Raw genomic sequence first — 22,218 nt, 5'->3', positions numbered from 1 at the left:
TGAAGGCGGCTGATAGCAAGCTTGAAGGGGTGATGCGATGACAGATGATCTGGGATGGTTCAGCGAAGAGACGGCGACATTTGGCGACAGGCTTGCCGGTGCGCGCGAAGCGGCTGGGATGGATCAAAAGGCGCTGGCCGAAAAGCTGGGTGTCAAAACCAATGTAATTTCAGGCTGGGAAAATGACCTGAAGGAGCCGCGCGCGAACCGGTTGCAGATGGTGTCGGGCATCTTGGGTGTATCCATCACATGGCTCTTGACGGGCGAAGGTGATGGGCCGGATGCGCCTGATGACCAGATTGTGCTGTCCAATGATCTGCTCGACATGCTGGCCGAGATGCGGTCTTTGCGCGGTCAGATCGCGCAAACCGGCGAGAATCTGGCGCGGCTGGAAAAGCGCCTGCGCGCTGCATTGAAGGACCCGACATGACCGAAACCCGCGATACCATGATCAAGCGATTGCGGATGCGGTCGATGCGGCGCGGGATCAAGGAAATGGACCTGATCCTGTCCGCCTTTGCCGCAGAACAATTGACGGGTTTCACGGATGAAGCCTTGGAGCTTTATGATCGGCTTTTGACCGAGAACGATCATGACATCTATGGCTGGATCGGTGGGCAATTGCCGGTGCCGGAAGCCTATCTTGATCTGGTGACACAGATCTCTGCCAGTGCCCACGGTGTGACCCGCCCGGCCTGATCACGGGCAATTGCCGCAATTTTTGCGCTTAACTGATTATTCTTTGTTTCGTCTTATGCCCTTCTGACGGCAAAAAATGGAGCATGCGTATGAGTATTCACACTGACCTCGATGACCCCGAACAGCCTGCGATGTCCCCCGCGCGGAACGCGGCATTCATGGCCAGCTATCTTGATGCACTCAACCTCGTTGAACGGCTGCACCGGTTGATGCTTGATGTGATCAAAGATGAATTTGAACGGGTTGGCCTGCTCGAGATCAATCCGGTACAGGCGCTTTTGCTGTTCAATGTGGGCGACAATGAAGTGACCGCCGGCGAATTGAAAAGCCGCGGCTATTATCAAGGGTCGAACGTCTCTTACAATCTCAAGAAACTTGTCGATACGGGCTATATGCACCATGAACGCAGCGCAATCGACCGCCGGTCTGTGCGTGTACGCCTGACCGAAAAGGGACGCAGCGTGCATCTGATTGTATCCAAACTCTTCAAGACACATTCCGAAGGTCTGGTTGCAAGGGGTGTTCTGGACCAGTCCGGCGTCGAAGACATTACCGTCGCTTTGCGCCGGGTTGAACGCTATTGGACCGAACAGATCCGCTATATCTATTAACGCGGTGTGATGCGGCAAAAGGTCTTTGCACCGTCATTTTGTTTCGTCTGAACGAATTCTTGGCCTAAAAAGACCTTCGGTAGTTAACGAGGGTATCGGTTGGGTTGGGTCGGCGCGCTGGAGCGTCGGCCCATTTCTTTTTTGCGATTATTGAAGCGTCGTTTGACCCAAATCAGACGCCTCGCCGGTTCCGGCATCACCGATCGCAATACTGGCCAGTTCGCGCAGAAGTTTCCGCTCCATCGCGGCGGCATAGTCTTCAAAGCCCAGTGCTGCCTCGACAAAGGCATCGGGACCGCGCAGGACATAGGTGCTGTAGTAGGATGACAGCTCCTTGATGTCGGCAAAGCGTTCATCACCACCGCGTGTGTCGTCAGCGCCGATCACCAAACCATTGACGACCACTCCCGTGGGGGTGCGTTCGTCCCCGATATCCTGCGGGCGCGGCCCTGTGTTGGTTGGTCCATCCCCCGACAGATCAAGTGTGCGTTTCCAGCAGGCGGCCCGTTGTTCGAGGAAAGCAAACCCCGCGAGCATGGCCGATCCCACAGCTGTCGTCGGTGCAGCGGGGGTTCTTTGATGATTGCGCAGGGTTGCGGTGACTTGGGCCAGATCAAGCGGGCTGGCAAGTGCGGTCCAGGGCACGATCACCGTTTGGTCGTCCGGCCCGCTCCATTCATAAACCAGCACCTCCACCGGGGCATCGGGTTGGATAAACAGCACATCCTGGACTTTCCCGCTGTTCAGCGCGATGGCCAAGCCGTCCAGTTGCAACCGATACTCGACCGCATCGACAGAGCCTGACACATCAAGCCCCATGGCGAGCGCTTGGCGACAGGCGGCATGGGCAAGGCCGGGCATCAAGAGGAAAAGCAGGCAAAGGCGGATCATCCGTTGTCGCCTTTTGTGGGTCGGGTCTGTCCGATCACCTGCGCCGACAGTTCCCTGACCAGTTTGCGTTCCATCGCAGCCGCGTAGTCCTGATAGCCACGGGCGGTTTCGACAAAGGCGCCGGGGCCACGGATGACTTTGGTCAGGTAATAGGTCGACAAAGCCTGCAAGGCCGCGCGCGGGTTTTCATCGCCGCGCAGTTGTTCGGATTCGATCACCAGCCCGTTCACGATCACACCTGCGGGCCTTTGATCCTCGCCGATGTCTTCGGGAAGGATGCCCAAGTTTGTCTCTCCATCACCGGACAGGTCCAGCGTGCGGCTCCAGCAGTCGGGTTGCTGTTCGAGGTAGCCATAGCCCGCAAGAATGGCGTCCCCGATGGATGTGGTGGGCGCTTCTACCCCGCGTTGGTGCGCCTGCAGCCCGATTGTGACCTGGGTCAGTGCCGCAGGCGTGTCCAGCGTGGTCCATGGCACGATGATCGTTTGGTTGACCGGTCCGCTCCACTCAAAGACGTGGAGGCGGATCGGCGCATCGGGCTGCGCGAAAAGGATGTCCTGGACCGCAGTGGAGGTGAGTGCAGCGATCACCCCGTCCAACTGCAAACGATATTCCACATCGTCAACCGAGCTTGAGACATCCAGCCCCAGCGACAGTGCGTGCCTGCAAGCGGCCTGTGACAGGCTGGGGAAAAGCAAGAGCAGGAGGCAAAGCCGGATCATCCTTGTGGCGTCCCAATTTCGGCAGCGCCCATGATCTGCGCCGATAATTCGCGGACAAGTTTGCGCCGCATGGCGGCTTCGAAGTCCTCGAACCCATTTGCGATCTCGACAAAGGCACCGGGGCCGCGGATGACCTCATCCGTGTAATACGCCAGCACCTCATCGGCAGCGCCAGAGATGACCAAACCGTTTACGGTGACGCCATCAAAAGGAAATGTCGCATAGACGCTTGCCGGCCCAAAACTTTCGTTGCTTGCACCATCACCTGCCATGTCAATCGTGTGAAAAAGGCAATCGGGCGCTTGGCTCAGCTTGATCGCGGCATAGCCCAAGGCGTGCCCCATCGCCGTTGGCAGGCCTTCGGCTGTGCGCCGGCTGGACGCGATGGTTTCGGCAGCATCTGTCAGGTCACTGGGACCCGTGATCAGGCGCCAACGTAACAGGTCCGTTTGGTGGTCCCGCCCGCTCCATTCAAAGACGTGCAGCGCTACGGGGGCGGGGCTGGCAAAGAAGGCCGCTTGCACTTCGGGTGCGATCAAGGCCGCCGCCAGACCTGCGCGCTGCAATTGATCCTCTGCGGCATCAACCGATGATGACACATCCAGCGCCAGAACAAGTGCCAGCCTGCATGCTTCGGCTGGCGCTGCAAGCAGGGCCAGTGCTGTGATCAGCCCTGCCTTTACCAATGACCGGTGTTTTCCATGCTGGCCCAAGGTTCGGCAGGGGGAAGGTTATCGCCTTCCTGCAGCAACTCGATCGAGATATTGTCGGGCGAACGAACAAAGGCCATATGTCCGTCGCGCGGTGGGCGGTTGATTGTGACGCCATTGTCCATCAGGTGCTGGCAGGTCTCGTAGATATTGCTGACACGGTAGGCCAAATGCCCAAAGTGGCGGCTGTCCGAGGGAAGGCCATCATCGCCATCCCAATTATAGGTCAGCTCAACGGGGCATTCTTCTTGGCCCGGAGGCGCCATGAACAAAAGCGTAAACCGCCCCGCTTCGCTTTCAAAGCGGCGGGTCACTTTCAGGCCCAAGAGTTCATAAAAGGCGATAGACTTATCAAGGTCCTTCACGCGGACCATCGTATGCAGATATTTCAAGGACATGGGTCGCTCCGTTCATCATGGGCTTGGTCCCAGCCTAACCCGTTCAGACAAACAGTGAAATGCCCAAAACAATACGCCTCGGGGGGAACTTCTGAAAGCGCGCCACTGGCGGTCACAACGTTTTCGAGAACCATCGGTCAAGACAAGATCAGGGAGTGGGGGAGACGTCGCTTCGCTCAGTTCAATGTATGAAAAATCATACATCAAGGTATGAAAAATACACCTATTTGGTAAGAAATTTAGAGAATTGTTCTAAGTTTGGATTTGGATCAAAACCAAGTCATCGAGCGCGTGTTGTTTGCGGTCGGTGAGTAACGAGTGGGTGTAGTGAGTGGTCGCGATTCGGCGATCTGATTAACGAGTGTTCGTGAGTCTATACGGACGCATGCTTTGAAGAGGCCTCCTAGGTTGTGAGTCTGGAGGCTCTTCAAGGATCAAGTGAAGATTTAAAGAGTGTTTCATTTCGAAACGGGTTTGCGGCGGTCACTAGATTGAAATTACAGAACAGTGCTCTTCCAGAGCGCTGTTCATTTTTTTTGGAGAGCCCTTAAGCTGCTGCCGAAGATGCCAGTTCTATCGCGCGCGACAAGGCTTTGTTCGGGCAATGAAACGGAACGCTCGCGGCACAGACCTGCCGTTTTCCCGGACCAACCTGAAAAAGACCAGAGTAGTACGATCCGTCGGCGGTTTTGGTTGCACAGGGGATCCATTTTCCACCCGGACCCTCAACCTTCTTCCCCAGAAGAACGTTCACTGATCCTGGAGGTGGACTTGAGAGTGTGACAGAGGTGCTTATCCAATTGGCAAGGTTCATGGCAGTTCCTTTCGCTATCTTGAGTTTTCAAAGCAAGATGGCCAAACGATGGCGACAGTTTGGAGTTTGGCCGTCATCCGGTCGCATTTCGGCGTTAAGCAAATATTAAGCGTGTTGAGGTTTGGCGGAGCCTAAGGCGTTCTCTTTTAGTCGGTTCTTAAAAAATGATGGTTTCTTGACCGTGAACAGTTATGGTCTCGAAAAAGCTATTTTGTGGTCTTCATTTCTACGCTGTCACCTTTCATACTCTTTTCGCCAGAAGCATTTCGTTGATCTGTTGCGCTTCAGTTGAGCCAGCCATTCGGAGTCACGTTGTCCCAGTCCAAGAACAATTCCAGCGTCACGGTTGACATGCTGCGCGCCTTTGTCAGCCTGAGCAGAAGCCTGAACCTATCAAAGGCCTGCAGCGAGCTTGGCACGACGCGCCAGACTGTCCGGCGTCACATTACCGATCTCGAAGCGATTCTTGGCAAAAAGCTCTTCGAGGTGGTTGATCGTCAGTATCAATTGACTTGTGGCGGCTACGAATCACTCGAGGAAGCTAAGTCGCTGCTCTTGCAGTTGGATACATGGGCTGGGCGGTCGAATTTGCGAAAGAACTACTCCGGTGGCCTGGAGAAGCTTCAGTATACTGATGCAAACGCACGCACCTTCTACTCACAACAGCACCCGGTTTCGCAAATCGCTTTGAACGGCCTGCCGATCATGAAAAAGGCCTTTTCCGCATGGGGAAATGCAGAGACACAAATCGAACACACGGCGATGGAACAAATCCGGCCCTACACCGTGATCTATCGAAAAGGGCCAGCAGGTTGGGTTTTCGTCGACGTCGGAAAGGAATCGGCGTACGCACGCTGGTTTGGTTGGGCGTGGTCGAGAAGCGCCATTGGCAAGCTGATAAGCGAAGACAATATTGACGATGAGTACAACCAATTCACTGGTGGCGCCTATTCTCGGATTTATGATGAAGGGGGTGTTCGCCTTGATCACATTTTCGCTCACCTTCCAAAAGACGGCGGCGAACCTCAGCCCGGAACTTTCCAGAGATTGCTTCTTGGCAGTGTGTTCCCAGATGGAACCCCGGGCCTGATCATTCTTTCAGCGATAACAGAGCAGATCGAGATTGATGCCTTGAACGAGGCAGACCGGCCAAAGTTGCCCGAGGATCTGATTATGGATTGTCCTGCCCCGCTCTGCAATTGAGTGGCTCTATTGCCACATTTGCGATAACCATTGCGGGATAAAATGTTACGATGTGAACTTGTGACAAAAGATAGTACACAATCCACTCTTTTTCAGCGTAGTGTTGTCGAATGCGCAATGATGGGGCGAGGAGCCAGAGATGTCAGCGAAGAGTATTTTTGGCACAGCCAGGAATGTGTCGATTCTAATTCGGGACCTTGAGGCCGCAGGTATGCGGGTCGAGGTTGGGGATGACTTTGCCTTATACCGTAATTATCGGAACGCTTGTGCAGGGCGCGGCGGTATTTCTCCGATCTTTGATGCGGCCAGTTCGTTTATTGATGAAACAAACGGCTTTTGGATTTGCGGATTCAATGGTTCGGATGAAGTGATTCACACGCAGGCTGTACGGTTGCTCGATCTTTCCGGTATCACGCTTGGCAAGCATTTGGATATGCATCGCCATAAGTACATTGTACCAGATACGACTCCAGATCCTGATCTGACATTCTTCCAAGGCCCTGAAGCGCTGAAAACGGTGTCGGGTTCGGTCGGATATTGCGGTGATTTCTGGTTGACCTCGCTTGGACTTGGCGGCCCGCGGAGCCAAGGTGCCACAACTTTGCTGTCTCGCTTGCTGTTCGAAATACTGCAGCAAGCATTTAGCCCCGACTTTGTTTTTGCCTTTGTGCCCCAACAGCTGGCTGCAAAGGGGGCCCATCTTCGCTATGGCTACACGCATTGCGAGCCCGGCAGATGGATCGGACCAGATCAACAGGTGACCGACGAAGAATACATGATCTGGATGAGTGCCGGCGACATCAAGAATGTTTTGGCGAGGGACGTACAATCTGTCCGACCCGCTGGGCAAGTAGCGGCAATTCGTACGCCGCTGGCATCAATCGATTCCGTCCGCTAGTCGACCGTCGCGCAAAACATCGTTTGAGAGTGCAATGAGCGTCTGCCACGCTGTCGCGCGTTTGTTGCCAAGATGTTTGTGATCTCAGGCGCCGACCCAAAGCGATTGGCGCTGCCTCTGGAAAGAGCAGCGCCAAGCTGTGAGCAGTAGCAAGTGGGTGCAAATCGGTTTCGATTCGATCCCCCATTCTTGTTGCGCGATTGCGGCGAAATTTGGTGCAAATCATGGTGAAGGGCGGCAAGATCATTCAAAAGCTGATTTCGGCTCGCCAGACATAATGGTTGACGGGCAAAACGGCCGGGCTTGATCACCGGACAACCGACTCGAGAAGCACCTGAATCAACAATTCAATAGCATGTCCTTGGGAGATGGTGACCAGTGGCAGCCCCTAGGGGACTGTCAAAAGACCCCCCGACTGATGGATATCTAACAATACGTTGCCCCCAATAAAAACCCCCACACCAACCACAGGAGACCTGCGCCATGCTGATAGATAGCCAGCCAATCGCCCCGACAAAGCAGATAGCTCGCAAAGCTAGCTGGGGGAGCGGCTTGGCTTTCCAAGCGCGAAAGTTCAGCAGCTGAGGGTTGGTCTGCCGCGGCAAAGCAGAAGGGGACTGCTTAGTCGTGTTCCCCTATCGGCCCTTGGTGGCCGAGACTGCTCCCGGCCCTGAGCTGCCGTTGTAGAGGAGTAACAACGCTGCAGTGCAGCTTTCGCTTTCCGGCCGTTCATGCTTCGCGCAGCATTTGGACCGGTTCAAGGGAATAAGGCCGAACGATGTCGCAAACCGGGATACATGCGGCGTTGCAGCATTGCATCTGCAGTATTGCTTTATCCTAAACTTGAAGAATGACCTGTTACAGCAAGGAGCCTTCAGATGATAACAATGCTCGCCTCCGTCTGGGCACTCCTTTTGGGCATCGTGCTCATCATGCTCGGCAATGGGATGCATTTCACGCTGATGGGCTTGCGCGGCGGTATTGAAGGGTTCTCCTCTACGGAACTCTCCATCGTAACCTCGGGCTACTTTTTGGGGTTCCTGTCTGGCGCGCGTTTCACGCCTGTCTTGATACAACGGGTGGGTCACGTGCGTGTCTTTGCGGCTTTGGGTAGTTTCATGTCTGCAGGCCTGATCGCATTTACCTTGGTACCAGAGCCTTGGATATGGACGGTCCTGCGGATCATCATCGGCTTTTGCATGTCGGGCATCTATGTCGTGGCCGAAAGCTGGCTCAACAATGCCTCCACAAACGAGAACCGCGGCAAGATGCTATCGGCTTACATGCTCGCTCAAACGATGGGCATTATCGCGGCACAAGGCCTGCTGACACTTGGTGATGCGGGCAATGCAGCGCTGTTTATCGGTGCTTCGATCTTGGTATCCATCTCCTTCGCACCGATCTTGCTATCGGTCCAGCCCGCGCCACCCGTAAAGGTGTCGAAACCCGGCCGTCTCAAGGATCTGTTCGCCGCCTCACCGCTTGGGACAATCGGTATCTTTCTGTTGGGCAGCATCTATGCAAGCCAGTCAGGTATGGGTGCAGTCTTCGGGAACGAGATCGGCATGAGCGCCGACCAAATCGCACTCTTCGTGGCGATGCTTTTCGGCGGCGCGCTGCTGATGCAGGTTCCCATCGGCTGGCTGTCCGACCGGCTGGACCGGCGTAAGGTGATCTGCGGCACAGCTTTTCTTGGCGCGGTGGCGTGCGGGCTGGGGTGGATGGCGCAAAGCCCGCCTGACTGGCTCTTTTCTGATCCGCTGATCCCGATTATGGGCGCGGCCTTCTTCGCCGGCGGCACGACAACACCGCTTTACGCGCTGCTGCTGGCCTACACCAATGATAATGTGTCGGCCGAAGACATGCCTTCAACCTCAGGGGGTCTGGTCTTCACCTTCGGATTGGGGGCCATCATCGGCCCGATTGCCATTGGCTTTGCCATGGATGCTTTCGGTCCTTTTGCCTTCTGGGTCGTGCTTGGGGGTACCTTCTCGGCGATCGTGCTCTACGCGTTCTATCGGATGAGCCAGACCGAGGCGCTTCCGGTATCCGAGACAGATGCGTACTTGAACCTGGTGCCCACAGCCTCGGTTGTCGCAGTAGCGGATGCAGCCAACTGGGCAGCCGAAAACGCAGAAGCTGAAGAGGTTGTGGCCTAGAGTATGCCGGGATCATGGCGATGGCCAGCCAGCTACAACCAGCCAATCGTAGCAGGCGCAAACTCACATGAGGTGAATGACGCAACTGCGGGGAAATTTTTGCAAAGTGCTTCAGAGCAGAAAAAAGGGCGGCGCTGGATTGCCGCCGCCCCCCTTCGGTCATTGCGCGTTGGGAAAGAACAACTGCTCGCCGCCAACCTGATAGTCCGCAATCGCCTGCTGGCCAGCGTCGGAGACAAGCCAGTCGATGAATGCCTGTCCCTCTTGCGCTTTCACATGCGGATGGAGTTCTGGGTTCACAAGGATCACGCCATAGGGGTTGAACAGGACCGGATCGCCCTCATAGGTGACGGTTAGATCGCCGCGGTTCTCAAATGACAACCATGTGCCGCGGTCGGTCAGTGCATAGGCCGGGACCTGGACGGCGGTGTTCAGCGTCGCACCCATGCCGGACCCGGTTTCGAGATACCATGCGCCCTCGGGGACGATATCTGCCGCTGACCACAACGCGAGTTCCGCCTTATGCGTGCCACTGTCGTCGCCGCGCGATGCAAAAGATGCACCAGCTTGCGCGATAGCCGTCATCGCATCCACAGCATTTTCGGCGGCACGGGTATTCGCGGGGTCGCTGTCCGGCCCAACGATGACGAAGTCATTATACATGACATCGAAACGCTCTACGCCATAGCCCTCAGCGACAAATTGCTCTTCCGCGGGACGTGCGTGAACAAAGACGACATCGACATCGCCGCGCCGTCCGGTTTCCAGCGCTTGCCCCGTGCCCTGCGCAACAACGCGCACGTCGATTCCGGTTTCTTCTGTAAACATTGGCAAGATGTATCCGAAAAGGCCGGAATTCTCTGTCGACGTGGTGGACGCGACCGTGATGAAGTCCTGCGCAAATGCCGGAACAGCAGCAATCGATCCGATGCTGGATATGGCACAAAGCAAGAGTGCCCGAGTGTTTGAAAGCATGGTGATCTTCTCCTTGTTGATCAGTTGAAATTTACCAGATGAGTGCGCCACCCAAAAAATCCCGGGCTTCGGGTGTCTGGGGCGCGTCGAAGAACTGGGCTGCGGGTCCGTGTTCGATCAGCCGACCGCGATGCAGAAAAGCAACGTCCTGGGCAAGGCGCCGTGCTTGAAACAGATCATGGCTGGTCATCACGATGGTGATGCCCTCTGCGCTGAACTGAAAGATCAAGTCTTCGATGGCACGGGTTGCAGAGGGGTCGAGTGCGGCCGATGGTTCGTCCAGAAACAGGATTTGAGGTCGCAGTGCCCATGCGCGCGCGAGTGCGAGGCGCTGTTGCTCACCACCAGACAACAGACGTGCTGGCCTCTCTGCAAGCGGGATCAGCCCGAAACGCGCTAGGGTTTTCTGGACCATTTCGGAACGCGCCGCGCGCGCATAACCAGCCAAAGCCAACGGATAGTTCAAATTGGCGCGCACGGACCGGCGCAACAGCACCGGACGCTGCAACACCATCGCCTGCGCTGCCGGTCGTGGGTCTTGCGACTGCCACGAGATGCTGCCGGAGGTCGGCTCGATAAGCCCGTGGCAGAGCCGTAGTAGCAGGCTTTTACCCGCCCCGTTCGGGCCCATGACAACCAATCGTCGGCCCGCTTTAACCGTCAGGTCGATCCCGTCCAACAGCCGCGCATTACCGACCGAATAGCTCATATCCTTAAGCCGCAGGGGAAGGATCGTGGTTGCCGATGCAATCACCTTGTCCACTTTCATCCCAGCCGCCCCCGTGCTGATTGTGCCAGTCCCCATGCGGCGGCATTCAGCGACAAGGTGATCAACAGCAGAATGATGCCAAGAGCCACGGCAAGGCCCAGGCTGCCACGGCTGGTTTCCAATGTGATCGCGGTGGTCATGGTGCGGGTATGGCCTGCGATATTGCCGCCGACGATCAGGACCGCACCAACTTCGGCGCTGGCCCGACCAAAACCTGCAAGGATGCCCGTCACGAGGCTGACCCGGCCATCCCAGAGCAAGGTCGGCACCGACCGCAAACGGCCCGCCCCGAGCGAGCGCAGCTGTTCACGATATTCGGCCCAAAGGTCTTCGACCACGGAGCGGGTGAGCGAAATCACGATGGGTAGGATCAGGATCGTCTGCGCGATGACCATCGCCGTCGGCGTGAAAAGCAGCGCGAGATCACCCAGCGGGCCGGACCGTGACAACATCAAGTAGACCAAAAGACCCGCCACGACCGGTGGCAGACCCATCAGGGCATTGAAGGCCACCACTATCACGCCACGCCCCGGAAACCGCGCAAGCGCGAGACCGGCACCCAGCGGCAGACCGACCAGACAACCGATGCTCACGGCCGTCAGCGTCACCTTGAGAGACAGCGCGATTATCTCGGTCAAAGCCGGATCGCCAGAGGCAATCAGACCAATCGCGATCAGAAATGGGCCGTCCATTAATGCAAAATCCCCCCAGAATCTGTAGACAAGTAAACAAGATGCAATCTATTGTGCAAACACCTAAATAATGCATGGATTTGCAGTATTATGCATAATGATCTGAAGGATGAGCCTCTCCACTCCGGTGTGCCGGGCCTGATGACGACGATTGAGGTCGCTGATTACTTGCGGGTCAAGCAGCGCACGATTTATGAAATGGTCACGCGCCAGACGATTCCCTTTACCCGAGCGACCGGCAAACTTCTCTTTCCGCGCCGCCTGATTGATATCTGGCTTGAGGCACAGACCGAGGCCCCAATCTCAGGCGTTTTTCAAGCAGCACCAATCTATGCGGGATCAAACGACCCGCTTCTGGAGTGGGCCCTAAGGCAATCGGGTGCAGGACTGGCGGTGCTGACGCATGGTTCGACGCATGGTTTGCGCGAATTGGCTGACGGGCGCGCGATGCTCGCGGGGAGTCATCTGCTGGATGCGGCCAGCGGGGAATACAATCTGCCCGCAGTGCGCAGCCACATGCCTGGCGGCGGTTTTGTCATGATCCATTGGGCGCGCAGGGTTCAAGGTCTGTTGACCCCGCCCGGCAACCCAAGGGAAATCACGAGTCTGGAAGATGTCGTCTCGAAGGGTCTGCGTTTCGCCGCCCGCACAGAGGGAGCCGGATCGCAACAACTGCTTGATGTCTTGCTCGGCCGCATGGGCCTGACAGCGGATGCTTTGCAGTTTGCGCCCCGGCAGGCCGAAACGCACGGGGATCTGGCGACGATGATCGAGATTGGCGAAGCCGATTGCGGGATCGGTCTGCAGGCAGTGTCGGGACGGCTTGGTTTCGTTCCACTGGTCGGCAATGAGAGCTTTGATCTGGTCATGCGCCGACGTGACTACTTCGAGCCTCAGGTTCAGGCGCTGCTGGCATTCGCGCGCACTGACGCATTTACCGCCCGGGCAGCACATTTATCCGGTTATGATGTCACAGAACTGGGGAACGTCCGCTGGAACTCTTGATACAAAGCGATCTTGCCGATGTTGCCGGATTTGCCGCGGACATCGCAGGTCGGAAACCTGTTGTGGCACGATGACCTGCCAGCAAGAACATTGGGCTGTCGCCGGTCTCCCAAAGCTTGCAACGCGCCCTTCCTGCACCAGGCTTCGACGCATCGTGCTGTCATGACGACATGGGGGCGAACGATCGCTCATTCTCCCTCTGCATGAGGTCTTTGCAAACGCAGCGACTGTCTGCTTCCCGCCCTTCTTGACTGATGTAGCTCTCGGCCCGAACCCGCCGTTGCGCAGCTCGGTAATGCTGCCTGGCAGCATCATCTAAGCGGACTTTGACAAGCGCGGTCTGGACCGAGCAAGGAAACCGACGCTGGTCATGTCGCAATTCCGATAGCCGAGCAGCGAAATATTGGATCCTCTTGAGAAATAAGACTTCAGTGCACCGAGGAACCATGAACATCTCGTCAACGGACTTCATCGACTACGACCGGTATCCGATCGCGACATCGAATCCGAAGCGCGACGCTGTCCTGGCGGACGTGCGACGATCATTGAAAGACCAAGGCTGCGCCGTTCTAAAAGGCTTTCTCACTCCGGAAGGCGTGGCGGAAGCCGTCGCAGAGGCCGACAGCGCGGCGCACCACGGGCACCGCAGTTTTTCGAGAACGAACGCCTATTTCACCACCGATGATCCGACGCTTCCCGCGGATGATCCAAGACGACAGTTCTTCGAACGGTCAAATGCATTCATTCCGGCCGACAATTTTGCGACCGGCGGCATCTTGCGGACCATCTTTGACAGCAAGGGCTTCGATGAATTCATCAGGGAGTGTCTCGATGAACCGGCGGATCGGTTCTTTCGCTATGCCGATCCGCTCGCGGATGTCATCGTGAATGCAGCCGAGGCCGGGAACGGGTTCCCCTGGCATTTCGACACCAACAATTTCACGGTCACCCTCGCGTTGCAAAACGCCGAGCGCGGAGGCGCATTCGAATACGCGCCGATGATAAGAAGCCGCGAGGACGAGAATTTCGCGGAAGTATCAAAAGTTCTCAATGGCACGTCAGACAAGGTCGTTTCGCTTGAGCTTGAGCCCGGAGATTTGCAGCTCTTCAAGGGACGCTACTCGCTTCACCGGGTTGCGCCGCTAGCGGGCGACACACCCCGATACGTTGCCATTTTTTCCTATGTTGACGCGCCCGGCATGGTGGGCAGTGTCGAACGAACGCGTCAGCTCTATGGCCGTACGCTTCCGATCCACCACGAAAGAGAAGGTCATCGCGCAGATGCGTTGATCGACTGAACGGAGCGACCGGAGGGAAATGCCGCTCTTTCCAAGAGCACCGGTCCTGATGAAGACGGCCCGGAGCGGACGTTCAAGGTAACTGCTGCGAAAGTCTGTAATGAGCCGACGTGTCGGATTGCTCGGATCAAAGAGGTATCGCGCCCTGCTTCTGTCCACATATCCGGCATCACCTCACGTTCTGTGTATCCAGAAAGCGACGGATGGCGTCGAGCGACGCAGCCGGGTTGTCCCAAATCACGTCGTGGCCGGCTTCCGGAATGACGCGAAGGTCTCCATTGTGGAACAGGGCAAGATGCTCTTGCTGCAAAGCTTCGCCGATCCAATCGTTGCAAGCCCCAGCGATCAGCAGAGCCGGACCCGAGAACCGCGAGGCTTCCACCGTGAGACGTGCGAGATGGTCTTTGGGCGATTGGTCCCATGTCTCACTGCTCAGGCCGCCAAAGCGCCAGTTGGGCGCGGTGTAGCCAGCGCCGCAATGATACGGGTTTTCGGGATGGTTTACGAAGACCCCGACCATATGCCCGATCAGGAAGTCGTGCTGCGCGGCAGGGTCTGGGCCCGCGACATGCTGGGCACGGAACCCCGTCAAGACGGCTTCTTTCACATAGTCAAATCCGGAAAGGTAGGTTCGGCTGCGCGCTTGCCACGCCGCGTGGCCGTCTTCGTCAAGGTAGCCCGGCTCGATCAGCACGGCTGCCCGCACCTCATCCGGATACTGACCGAGATATGCCGTTGCCAGCATGGCACCCCAGGAGTGGCCGATCAGGATGGGTGGCGCACCCGGTGAGACAAGGTCGATGACCGCTCGCAACTCCTCCAGATGGCCGCGCAAAGTGAGCATTTCGGATGAGACACGTTCAGACAACCCCGCCCCTCGTTGGTCATAGAAGACGACGCGGAATTGGTCGGACAGCGCATCCAAGGCCTGCAAGGACCGAAAGTCACCACCGGGCCCCCCGTGCAACACGATGATCGTAGGCGCGCCTTCGGGTCCGTCTGCCACCCGCAGATGCAATCGAACACCATTCACCGTTTGAGAGGGCAGAGACAGGTCATCGGTGACGAGGCGTGCCATGGTGTAATCGCCGCGCGTCCAGACAGAGATCATTACAATGATCGTGATTAGGGTAATCGCGACACCTATCACCGATCTGAGGACAAATCTCATCTCGACGCCCCTCGTATTTCGATGAGGTTGAGCACGCGCAGCATGAAACCGATCGGGCGCTTCGGTGCATCGGTCTGATTGAAGGTGCCGATCAGATAAATGTCCTGATCCGGTGCATGAAAGGCAAAAGACCCGCTGGCACCGGAATGCCCGATCAGTTCGGGCGTGGCGCGAAACAGTGTCATCCAGCGCGGAAGCTTGATCCGCATCAGCCCGTATCCATACCGGAGAGGAAAAAAGAGCCGGTTCCACTGGCGCATTTGCGCCGTGTTCTTTGGGTCAAACAGTTGGCCGCGCATGAATGCCTGCAGAAAGACGAGCATCTCATCCAGTGTGGAAATGATGCCGCCGTCCGCCGACATGCTTGTGAGGGTTTCAGGGACATGAATCTGCCGTCTGCCGTGATAGATCGGCAGACCGACATCAGCACCTTGCAACACACCTGTGTCTTGCAGCCCCAGCGGGTCACAGATGCGGCTTTGCAGAGCCCGATCATAGGTCTGACCAGTAAGGCTCTCGATGATCGTGCCCAGTAGTTGATAGTTGGTGTCGGAGTAATGCGATCTGCCGCTGTTCGGCACGGCCTGTGGTGGAAGTGCCTTGGTCATCTGCAAGACATCGCCCAGACCGTAGCGACGATCCGTGCCGGCCTTGAGATCAGCCGCAAGGTTACCTTCATAATAGTCTGCAAGGCCGGATGTCTGGTGCAGAAGTTGCCGAACTGTCACCAGTGGGCCGTAGTCCACGCCTTTCACAACATGCAGGCCCGACAGATCCACATCGGTCAGGATAGTTTGCACTGTCTGATCAAGGTTGAGCGCCCTTTCATCAGCAAGCTGCATGATCAGGGCTGCGGTAAACATCTTGGTGATGCTTGCGATCGGAAAGCGGGTGTCGGGGGTCGCGGCCCCCGCACTGCCTTTGAAATCAATCCGACCATCACCGGAGCAAACCCGCAAAATGATCCCATGGGTATTTGTCTTGGTGGCTTCTCCCTCAATCAGAGTCTGGAGGCTTTGCGAAAGTGTCATCGGTTCTCTCCTTTCGGACCGAAGGCTATGTGCTTTCACGCATCGCAAGGACATCGCGTTTGAGCAGAAGCGCCAAGCCAACCGCGATGAACCACGCAATCGCGCCAAGGCCGAACACGGCACCCGCGACATCACCCAAAGGCGGCAGGATCGTCAGCAGTCCGCCAAGCCCCGTGAGCAGCCCCAGCCCGATCACCACAATGCCGAATGCACGATGCTTCAAAGCGGCAAGGCTGACGCAAAGGATCCAGATCCCACCGGCGATTTCATTGCCACCGCCAAGACCAAGTTCGACCGCATGGAGGGTCTCCCAGGTCCGAACCGCCATCTCAAAGTCTGTCGCGGCCAACAAAACCACACGCTCGGTGGTGACGTTCGCGATCATGCCTGCGCCGAGGACGAGTGTGGTCCAGATCAGGCCAAAGGCGAACGCAGTGTTGCCCCAGTCCGTTGACGTGGCCTTCAACCGGCTTGCCAGCGCGACGACCAGCACGGCGAGCGCCAGCGCGTTTACGACATAGATCACCGTGTTCCACGTGATCATGAGGGCCTGGTTCTCGACGTTGAAGCGCACCACATCCGCGGCATCTATGGCGCTGGTACCATAGCCCGACTCTGCAAGCACAGTCACAAGCAGGGCGAAGCCAAAGATATAGGTTCCTGCGCAGGTGAGAGCAGCAAGGCCGCCAATTCGTTGGATCGTCATGATTATGTCCTTTCTTGAGGAAGTTTACGCAGACGCGCCGCTTGTCCGGCGGCAATGCTGTTTTCGAAATGATCTTTCAGATGGTGCGTGCCGTGTTGGGCTCCGACCATATCAAGCGCCAAGGCGCTGAGGAAGAATCGGGCAGGCCCGCTGACGCGGCGCGGCGTCACCAGTTGTATAAGACGCAGAGCGACCCGTCTGGTGATGTCGGGAAGATGGGTAATCCGCGGGGTCTTGCCCAAGCTGGCGAAAGCCAACGCGGCCAAATCCTGTTGTGTGAAGATGTCAGGGCCGCCGATATCGCACCACTCTGCCCCTGCTTCGACGGCATCAGCGGTGGCCGCTGCCAGGTCCGCCCCGTGGATCGGGTTGATCCGTTTGCTGCCGTCGCCAAATAGCCAAACCCGCCCGGCCTGTGCCATTTTCAGGATATCACCCATGTCAGAGAAGTATCCCGTGGGCGCAATGACGGTTGTGGCAACTGCAGAACGTTGCAATTCGACCACGAAGGCTGATTTGGCGGCGACCATGGGGACATGGCCCATGTCGTTTGCGCGCAACACGTGGATATAGGCAAACCTGCTTACACCGGCCCGTTCCGCCTCGCGCAACAGGTTCAAGTTGGCCTGATAGTCGACCTCCCAGTAGCCCAGCCCATCTGCCTGTCGTGTGATGCCGAGGCAAGACACAACAAGTTCAACCCCAGCCATAAGACCGTCAAGAGTATGCAGCGCAGTCGCCTGCGCTTCAACCAGTTGGTCGGCCGCGATAGGTGCGGCTTTTGTCACGTCGCGGACGAGTGCGATCACATACCACCCGCGGCGCTGATATTCGGCGCACATATGGCGTCCCAGATAGCCGGTTGCGCCGGCGATAAAGACACGTTTCATGGCTGGGGCCTTTCTGTTGTTGGCAGACATCAGGCGTTTATTGGGATGATGACGATGCCTAGGTGGCTCACGATACGATCCTGAGGACGGCCTTCTGGCAAACCAACGTCCTGCAAGAGATGATCCGGAACATCGCCGCGTTTGGGGCGAAACGGTCTTGCATGACCTGTCAGCTGAGCAAAGAGCGCACGACCCGATCGGCCTCGAAGATGCAAGTCACGTCTCATAGCGCGTCCCTCACCCTACGACCCGGTGGCCACGGCCACGCAGGCATGCGACGACGATTGCTTCGCGCCGTTCGTTGACATCCACGGCGCTCGCGATACCACCGGTCAGTGCGCCTGCGACAGCGCCGCCAAGGGCGTCACCGCTGTCGGCTTCACCCAATGCGGCACCAACGCCAGCACCTAAGAATGCCGCGCCAAGTGTTTCCTGATTGTACTGGTCGCTGGCCAAGGCCTGACATTCCGCCAGATCAGCCTCGTAGGCAGGCGTCGGTGTACCATCTAGGATGGGCTGATAGTTTGCGCCGCTATCGGCACAGGCTGCCACCAAAACCAGCCCAACAGTAGTAAGAGTTAATTGCGTTTTCATTTTCTGACCTTTCTCGTTTGATTGTCGAGAAGGCAGATAGCCAGTCTTGCCCGCTCAGAGCATGACCGCAGGCATCATTGAATTGACACTTCGTAACAGAATGTGGTCAGGCCACCTGATTGAGAAAGGCGGTCGGGCTCCGCCCGGTCCACCGCTTGAACGCCCGCACAAAGGAAGAGGCTTCGGAAAACCCCAGAAGATAGGCGGTTTCATTGACGGTGACCTTTTGTCCAGCCAAGTATTCCGTCGCCATGCGTTGACGCAGACCGTCATGGATTTCGGCGAAGGTAACCCCCTCGTCCTTTAGGCGACGATAAAGGGTCTGTCGGCTCATGGCGAGATCCTTGGCCACTTTTTCCATCGAAATCGAGCCCTCGTGCAGCCGTGGCAGGATCTGAGCTTCAATCTGCGCGCGAATGGATGTATCTGCCATCAGTTTTGCCAGCATTTCATCCGCGTGACGTGTGAAGATCCCGAAAGCGTATTCGTTTCCGGGCTCGAACTCGGTGTCCGTGCTGTCCCACACAGGATCAATCTGAAGGGCGTTCCGTTTTGCACTGAATTGCACCGGAATGCGGAATAGCTCTGGATACTGGTCCACATGAGGCGGAGGTGGGTATGTGACCTCTAGTCCGATCTCAAAGGTTGCATCCGGGAATGACCTGCGGAATTCGCTGATGAAACGCGCAAATGACACCTCTGACCAGAATGACATTTCAGGTGGCAATACAAGATGGTCCACAATCCAAAGGCCGTCTGCGGTTCGCAACAACTCAAAGCGGTCAACGCCCGGAGGCAATTCTACATCTCCCATCAGGTGCAGGTAGCGGTTAAGCTGCTCAAGCGAGTGACGGAGCGACGCCGAAGTGTGCACGATCTGGCCAACGACCGACATCGTCTCTAGCCGCGTTTCCAATGTGTGGCGCAGCAGTAAGGCCGTGTCACCGGTTTGCTTGATCGCGGCACCGATCAACGCCTGATACGCTTTGACTGGAATACGGTTGTCTTGATCGGACAGATCTTCCTCAGTCAGACCGCTCTCTCCCAGCAGAAGTTCACGAACTGCTCCCTTTTCACAGGCATAGTCAGCAAGACTCGCTGCAAAACCTGCGGCCATGGTCTGTTCAGTCATGATTGCCTCACCGATCCGATTATCCTGCACCAGACTACGTTCTGTTGCGCGCTCCGATCAAGCAATGCACCCGCATTTGTCTAGATTGTTGTCTCGCGGCAAAAGACTAAGGCCTTTTGAGTGCCTCTTGGCTTTCGTTTTCAAGGAAATCGCGTCTCGTTTTACTCTGGGAAAACCTCGGCAGACGAAAGCAACAAGCTTTATTGATCTGTCTGACTACCAAGATGGATCCGGCGCTTAATACCAATGTTCTCAAGGAACACTGCGTCGTGACTGACGACAATGATTGCTCCGTCATAGTTATTCAGCGCCATCTCCATCGCTTCAACTGCTTCGATGTCCAGATGGTTGCTGGGCTCGTCCAACAACAACAGCTGCCGGGGGTTGCTATGGCCAAGGGTGCAGGCCAAGCCCGCGCGCATCTTCTGACCCCCGCTCAACGAAGCGACCCGTCGATTGGCATCCTCGCCTCGAAAAAGAAAACGGGCGAGCGTCGCGCGGCGGGCGTTCTCGCTGGCATCGGGGTCGATCCGTGCCATTGCCTCAAGGATGGTCTCTTCGGGGTCAAGCAGACTGAGATCCTGATCGATCATTGCGCTGGGCACCAGAACCGAGACAGACCCGCTTTGTTGTTCGAGGTGTCCGCTGATGCAGGCAAGCAGGCTTGACTTGCCAGTGCCGTTTGCACCGCAAATTGCCAAGCGCTCGGGGCCACGGATCGAAAACGACATGTTTTCAATTAATGGTCTGTCCCTGAGATGCCGCAATCGAAGGTTCTCGATCCGCAGCACATCTGCACCTGCCGCTAGCCCGGAGGGCGCGACGTCCATCACAAGCGGCTCCAGTTTTTCGATGACTTTGCGGGCCGCCTCACGTGCATTGTCGGCCATTTCGGCCTGACGGCTACGGAGGCGGGCGGCGGCGGCCCCCGAACCTTCACTGCGTTCCTTAGCGGCGTTGAGCACAAGTTTCGGCTGGCTCCCTGATGCCCGTATCTGTCTGCCCTGCCGGTCGCTCCGCGCCTTGCGTTCAGCTGCGACCTGCGCCCGGACTTTACTGGACGTGACTGCGCGTTCGGCGACCGCTAGCGCATGTTCGGCAGATGCTTGCTCTGCCTCCTTTTTGGCGCGGTAATATCGGTAGTTGCCGCCGTAGATGTTGGCACCCAAGGCAGTGAGTTCCACGATTGCGTCCGTTTCATCCAGCAAAGCACGGTCATGGCTTGCAACCACAACGCAGCCGCGCCAGTCGCGCAGTGCCTCAATGACATAGCGCCTACCGGCTCTGTCCAGATGATTGGTCGGTTCGTCCAACAAGAGGGCTTCAGGTTTGGCAAACATCAGCGCCGCCAGATTGGCACGGGTCCTCTGGCCGCCTGACAAGCGGTCAAGACGGGTAGAGGGGGCATGGTCGAGCCCCAGTTTGCCCAGCGCTGCCTGTAGTCTTGGCACGAGCGTCCAGTCTGCTTGCGCTAGCTCCTCTTCTGTAGCTTCCCCGTCGTCTGCCCTCTTGAGGACAACGAGTTGATCGCTCACGCCAAACAGATCAGCGATCGTCGTGCCCTCTTCGTGGTCATGGTTCTGTTGCAGCAAACCAACCAAGGCAGGGCGGATGACGGTCCCGGCTGAAGGGTCCAACGCGCCCGATATGAGCCGCAGCAGCGTCGATTTGCCGGTGCCATTTCTGCCGACGAGACCGGTTTTTTCGGGACCGAATGTCAGCGTCAGATGATCGATGATGGGTGTGTTGTCGGGGGTATGCCAGCTTAGACCAGCAAGAGAGATCGTAGACATCAAGTGCGCTCCAAAAGAGTGGAAACCGAGTGGTGATCAAACGGTGTGTGCGCAATCCATTTTGGTAGCTCCTTGGCAATCTACCCTGTTCTTAGTGGGATTTGCGTTGGAAAACAAGGAAACACCGGGTGAACGGATAGGTTCTTATGGAGTCACGTCGCTGCTCTGCGTCGTTGGGATGGAGTGCGACCAGATGGTCTGCCTTAGGCCGCACTCCCTCTTTGCTGTTGCCGCCGCTCTATGCGGCGGCGAAGATTTGTCTCCGGCGCCAGATCCAACCGGAGAACAACAGGCTGAGACAGAATGCGAGTTCTGTCAGGACAGGCAGCCCATAGGCTGGCGCAAACAGTGCAAACATCTCGGGTGCGAGAAAACGCAAAGTGCTGCCGACCAGATAGACCGCACCGGCGGCGATGATGCCGACCCCGATGATTTTCGGGAACATGCCAGACTTCCAAATCAATAGGCCCGTCATGAAGCTGTTGATCGCAAAGAAGATCAGCCCCAGATCATAGCCGTGCGCGTGCAGATTGAGATAGGCGAGGGCAAGCGCCTCGGCGTCGGGACCACCCAGACCGGCGCTGTCCTGTCCTCCGGTGATCAGAAGCCACGCAATTTGCATATTGAGCAGGTTGGCGGCAATCAGCGCAGACTGGATCAGCCGGAAAATCATTGCTGCCAGGGCCAGTCCCGGTGCGACGGACCGGAAGAGGAGGAAGAGCGTGATGGCCAGTGCTGCGTCCGCCAATGCCATGATAACGTCTGAAACGATGGCAAGTGGCAGTGTCATTCCGGCATTGCGTATTGCGGCCGCCGTTTCCGATGCCGACGACAAGTCGATCAACGGACCACGGAGCGCAACCTCGGCGCCGATACCGCAGATGATGATTATCAGATAGAGCAGACCCGAGCTCCGCGCGAGCGACAGGTCATTTTGGTTCAGTTGCATGTGCATGGGATTAATCCTTTCAATGACGGGGTTCAGGTGCGCGATGGCCGCAAGGATGCTTGCCTGTGTTCACGCGCCGATCGCGCCGCGCGGCTGACGATGGCCGGC

23 protein-coding genes are annotated in these 22,218 nt (G+C 57.1%); 8 read left to right on the top strand and 15 right to left on the bottom strand.

Translation table 11 applies throughout. The features are described from left to right. The first annotated feature begins 37 nt into the window (after positions 1-37). From NWQ23_RS15930 to NWQ23_RS15920, 3 genes are all read left to right on the top strand, one after another. The gene (locus NWQ23_RS15930) at positions 38-430 is read left to right on the top strand and encodes a helix-turn-helix transcriptional regulator (RefSeq protein WP_306167376.1); all 393 of its coding nucleotides are present in this window, start codon (positions 38-40) and stop codon (positions 428-430) included. Then, a complete protein-coding gene (locus NWQ23_RS15925; protein ID WP_306167375.1) occupies positions 427-699 on the top strand; it encodes a succinate dehydrogenase assembly factor 2 in 273 nt (90 codons plus the stop codon). Before NWQ23_RS15930 ends, NWQ23_RS15925 begins: the two co-directional genes overlap by 4 nt. An 89-nt stretch (positions 700-788) precedes the next feature. Then, positions 789-1,310, top strand: coding sequence for a MarR family winged helix-turn-helix transcriptional regulator (locus tag NWQ23_RS15920; RefSeq protein ID WP_372340143.1), 522 nt, complete (start codon positions 789-791; stop codon positions 1,308-1,310). A 147-nt stretch (positions 1,311-1,457) separates the two neighbouring features. On the opposite strand, the gene NWQ23_RS15915 is transcribed toward NWQ23_RS15920, so the two are convergent. Genes NWQ23_RS15915 through NWQ23_RS15900 form a run of 4 tightly spaced genes read right to left on the bottom strand, consistent with a single transcriptional unit; the run spans position 1,458 to position 4,031 of the window. Then, the gene (locus NWQ23_RS15915; RefSeq protein ID WP_306167374.1) at positions 1,458-2,201 is read right to left on the bottom strand and encodes a DUF1194 domain-containing protein; all 744 of its coding nucleotides are present in this window, start codon (positions 2,199-2,201) and stop codon (positions 1,458-1,460) included. Beyond that, positions 2,198-2,923, bottom strand: a complete 726-nt coding sequence (locus NWQ23_RS15910; protein ID WP_306167373.1) for a DUF1194 domain-containing protein — start codon at positions 2,921-2,923, stop codon at positions 2,198-2,200. The genes NWQ23_RS15915 and NWQ23_RS15910 overlap by 4 nt, the downstream gene beginning before the upstream one ends. After that, complete coding sequence (locus tag NWQ23_RS15905) at positions 2,920-3,609, bottom strand: DUF1194 domain-containing protein (RefSeq protein WP_306167372.1); 690 nt, start codon at positions 3,607-3,609, stop codon at positions 2,920-2,922. The genes NWQ23_RS15910 and NWQ23_RS15905 overlap by 4 nt, the downstream gene beginning before the upstream one ends. Further along, complete coding sequence (locus tag NWQ23_RS15900) at positions 3,603-4,031, bottom strand: VOC family protein (protein ID WP_306167371.1); 429 nt, start codon at positions 4,029-4,031, stop codon at positions 3,603-3,605. Before NWQ23_RS15900 ends, NWQ23_RS15905 begins: the two co-directional genes overlap by 7 nt. 1,102 nt (positions 4,032-5,133) lie before the next feature. Here NWQ23_RS15900 and NWQ23_RS15895 point away from each other — a divergent pair. The 3 genes from NWQ23_RS15895 (at position 5,134) to NWQ23_RS15885 (ending at position 9,105) form a co-directional block, all read left to right on the top strand. Continuing rightward, positions 5,134-6,048 carry a LysR family transcriptional regulator gene (locus NWQ23_RS15895; protein ID WP_306167370.1) on the top strand — a complete coding sequence of 305 codons (915 nt, stop codon included), beginning with the start codon at positions 5,134-5,136 and terminating at the stop codon, positions 6,046-6,048. A gap of 139 nt (positions 6,049-6,187) precedes the next feature. After that, positions 6,188-6,946: a hypothetical protein gene (locus NWQ23_RS15890; RefSeq protein ID WP_306167369.1), complete on the top strand. Its 759-nt coding sequence runs from the start codon at positions 6,188-6,190 to the stop codon at positions 6,944-6,946. Between the two features lie 878 nt (positions 6,947-7,824). After that, on the top strand, positions 7,825-9,105 hold the full coding sequence (locus tag NWQ23_RS15885; RefSeq protein WP_306167368.1) for an MFS transporter: 1,281 nt from the start codon (positions 7,825-7,827) through the stop codon (positions 9,103-9,105). A gap of 159 nt (positions 9,106-9,264) precedes the next feature. On the opposite strand, the gene NWQ23_RS15880 is transcribed toward NWQ23_RS15885, so the two are convergent. The 3 genes from NWQ23_RS15880 to NWQ23_RS15870 are packed head-to-tail and all read right to left on the bottom strand — an operon-like array spanning position 9,265 to position 11,541. Continuing rightward, positions 9,265-10,080 (bottom strand): substrate-binding domain-containing protein, encoded by an 816-nt coding sequence (locus tag NWQ23_RS15880; RefSeq protein ID WP_306167367.1) that lies wholly within the window; start codon positions 10,078-10,080, stop codon positions 9,265-9,267. Between the two features lie 31 nt (positions 10,081-10,111). After that, positions 10,112-10,885 (bottom strand): ATP-binding cassette domain-containing protein, encoded by a 774-nt coding sequence (locus NWQ23_RS15875; RefSeq protein ID WP_306167366.1) that lies wholly within the window; start codon positions 10,883-10,885, stop codon positions 10,112-10,114. Then, the gene (locus tag NWQ23_RS15870; RefSeq protein WP_306167365.1) at positions 10,846-11,541 is read right to left on the bottom strand and encodes an ABC transporter permease; all 696 of its coding nucleotides are present in this window, start codon (positions 11,539-11,541) and stop codon (positions 10,846-10,848) included. Before NWQ23_RS15870 ends, NWQ23_RS15875 begins: the two co-directional genes overlap by 40 nt. A gap of 90 nt (positions 11,542-11,631) precedes the next feature. Here NWQ23_RS15870 and NWQ23_RS15865 point away from each other — a divergent pair, with 90 nt between their 5' ends. Then, the gene (locus tag NWQ23_RS15865; RefSeq protein ID WP_306167364.1) at positions 11,632-12,546 is read left to right on the top strand and encodes a helix-turn-helix transcriptional regulator; all 915 of its coding nucleotides are present in this window, start codon (positions 11,632-11,634) and stop codon (positions 12,544-12,546) included. A gap of 446 nt (positions 12,547-12,992) precedes the next feature. Then, complete coding sequence (locus NWQ23_RS15860; RefSeq protein ID WP_306167363.1) at positions 12,993-13,844, top strand: hypothetical protein; 852 nt, start codon at positions 12,993-12,995, stop codon at positions 13,842-13,844. 169 nt (positions 13,845-14,013) lie between these two features. On the opposite strand, the gene NWQ23_RS15855 is transcribed toward NWQ23_RS15860, so the two are convergent. The 8 genes from NWQ23_RS15855 to NWQ23_RS15820 all read right to left on the bottom strand — a co-directional run bounded on the left by NWQ23_RS15855 (position 14,014) and on the right by NWQ23_RS15820 (position 22,110). Further along, positions 14,014-15,015 carry an alpha/beta fold hydrolase gene (locus NWQ23_RS15855; RefSeq protein WP_306167362.1) on the bottom strand — a complete coding sequence of 334 codons (1,002 nt, stop codon included), beginning with the start codon at positions 15,013-15,015 and terminating at the stop codon, positions 14,014-14,016. After that, the gene (locus NWQ23_RS15850) at positions 15,012-16,046 is read right to left on the bottom strand and encodes a serine hydrolase (protein ID WP_306167361.1); all 1,035 of its coding nucleotides are present in this window, start codon (positions 16,044-16,046) and stop codon (positions 15,012-15,014) included. The genes NWQ23_RS15855 and NWQ23_RS15850 overlap by 4 nt, the downstream gene beginning before the upstream one ends. Before the next feature lie 25 nt (positions 16,047-16,071). Continuing rightward, positions 16,072-16,752 carry a hypothetical protein gene (locus NWQ23_RS15845; RefSeq protein WP_306167360.1) on the bottom strand — a complete coding sequence of 227 codons (681 nt, stop codon included), beginning with the start codon at positions 16,750-16,752 and terminating at the stop codon, positions 16,072-16,074. A 2-nt stretch (positions 16,753-16,754) separates the two neighbouring features. Further along, positions 16,755-17,642: an NAD(P)H-binding protein gene (locus NWQ23_RS15840; protein ID WP_306167359.1), complete on the bottom strand. Its 888-nt coding sequence runs from the start codon at positions 17,640-17,642 to the stop codon at positions 16,755-16,757. Between the two features lie 237 nt (positions 17,643-17,879). Beyond that, positions 17,880-18,236, bottom strand: a complete 357-nt coding sequence (locus tag NWQ23_RS15835) for a glycine zipper family protein (RefSeq protein WP_306167358.1) — start codon at positions 18,234-18,236, stop codon at positions 17,880-17,882. Between the two features lie 106 nt (positions 18,237-18,342). Continuing rightward, positions 18,343-19,368: an AraC family transcriptional regulator gene (locus NWQ23_RS15830; RefSeq protein WP_306167357.1), complete on the bottom strand. Its 1,026-nt coding sequence runs from the start codon at positions 19,366-19,368 to the stop codon at positions 18,343-18,345. A 200-nt stretch (positions 19,369-19,568) separates the two neighbouring features. Beyond that, positions 19,569-21,161, bottom strand: a complete 1,593-nt coding sequence (locus NWQ23_RS15825) for an ABC-F family ATP-binding cassette domain-containing protein (protein WP_306167356.1) — start codon at positions 21,159-21,161, stop codon at positions 19,569-19,571. Between the two features lie 238 nt (positions 21,162-21,399). Continuing rightward, positions 21,400-22,110, bottom strand: coding sequence for a DUF4386 domain-containing protein (locus tag NWQ23_RS15820; RefSeq protein WP_306167355.1), 711 nt, complete (start codon positions 22,108-22,110; stop codon positions 21,400-21,402). Positions 22,111-22,218 lie beyond the last annotated feature (108 nt).

The organism is Yoonia sp. (genome assembly GCF_030731595.1).
GTDB lineage: Bacteria > Pseudomonadota > Alphaproteobacteria > Rhodobacterales > Rhodobacteraceae > Yoonia.
The sequence above is the reverse complement of the archived record's forward strand: the minus strand, read 5'-3'. Positions and strand labels throughout refer to the sequence as shown.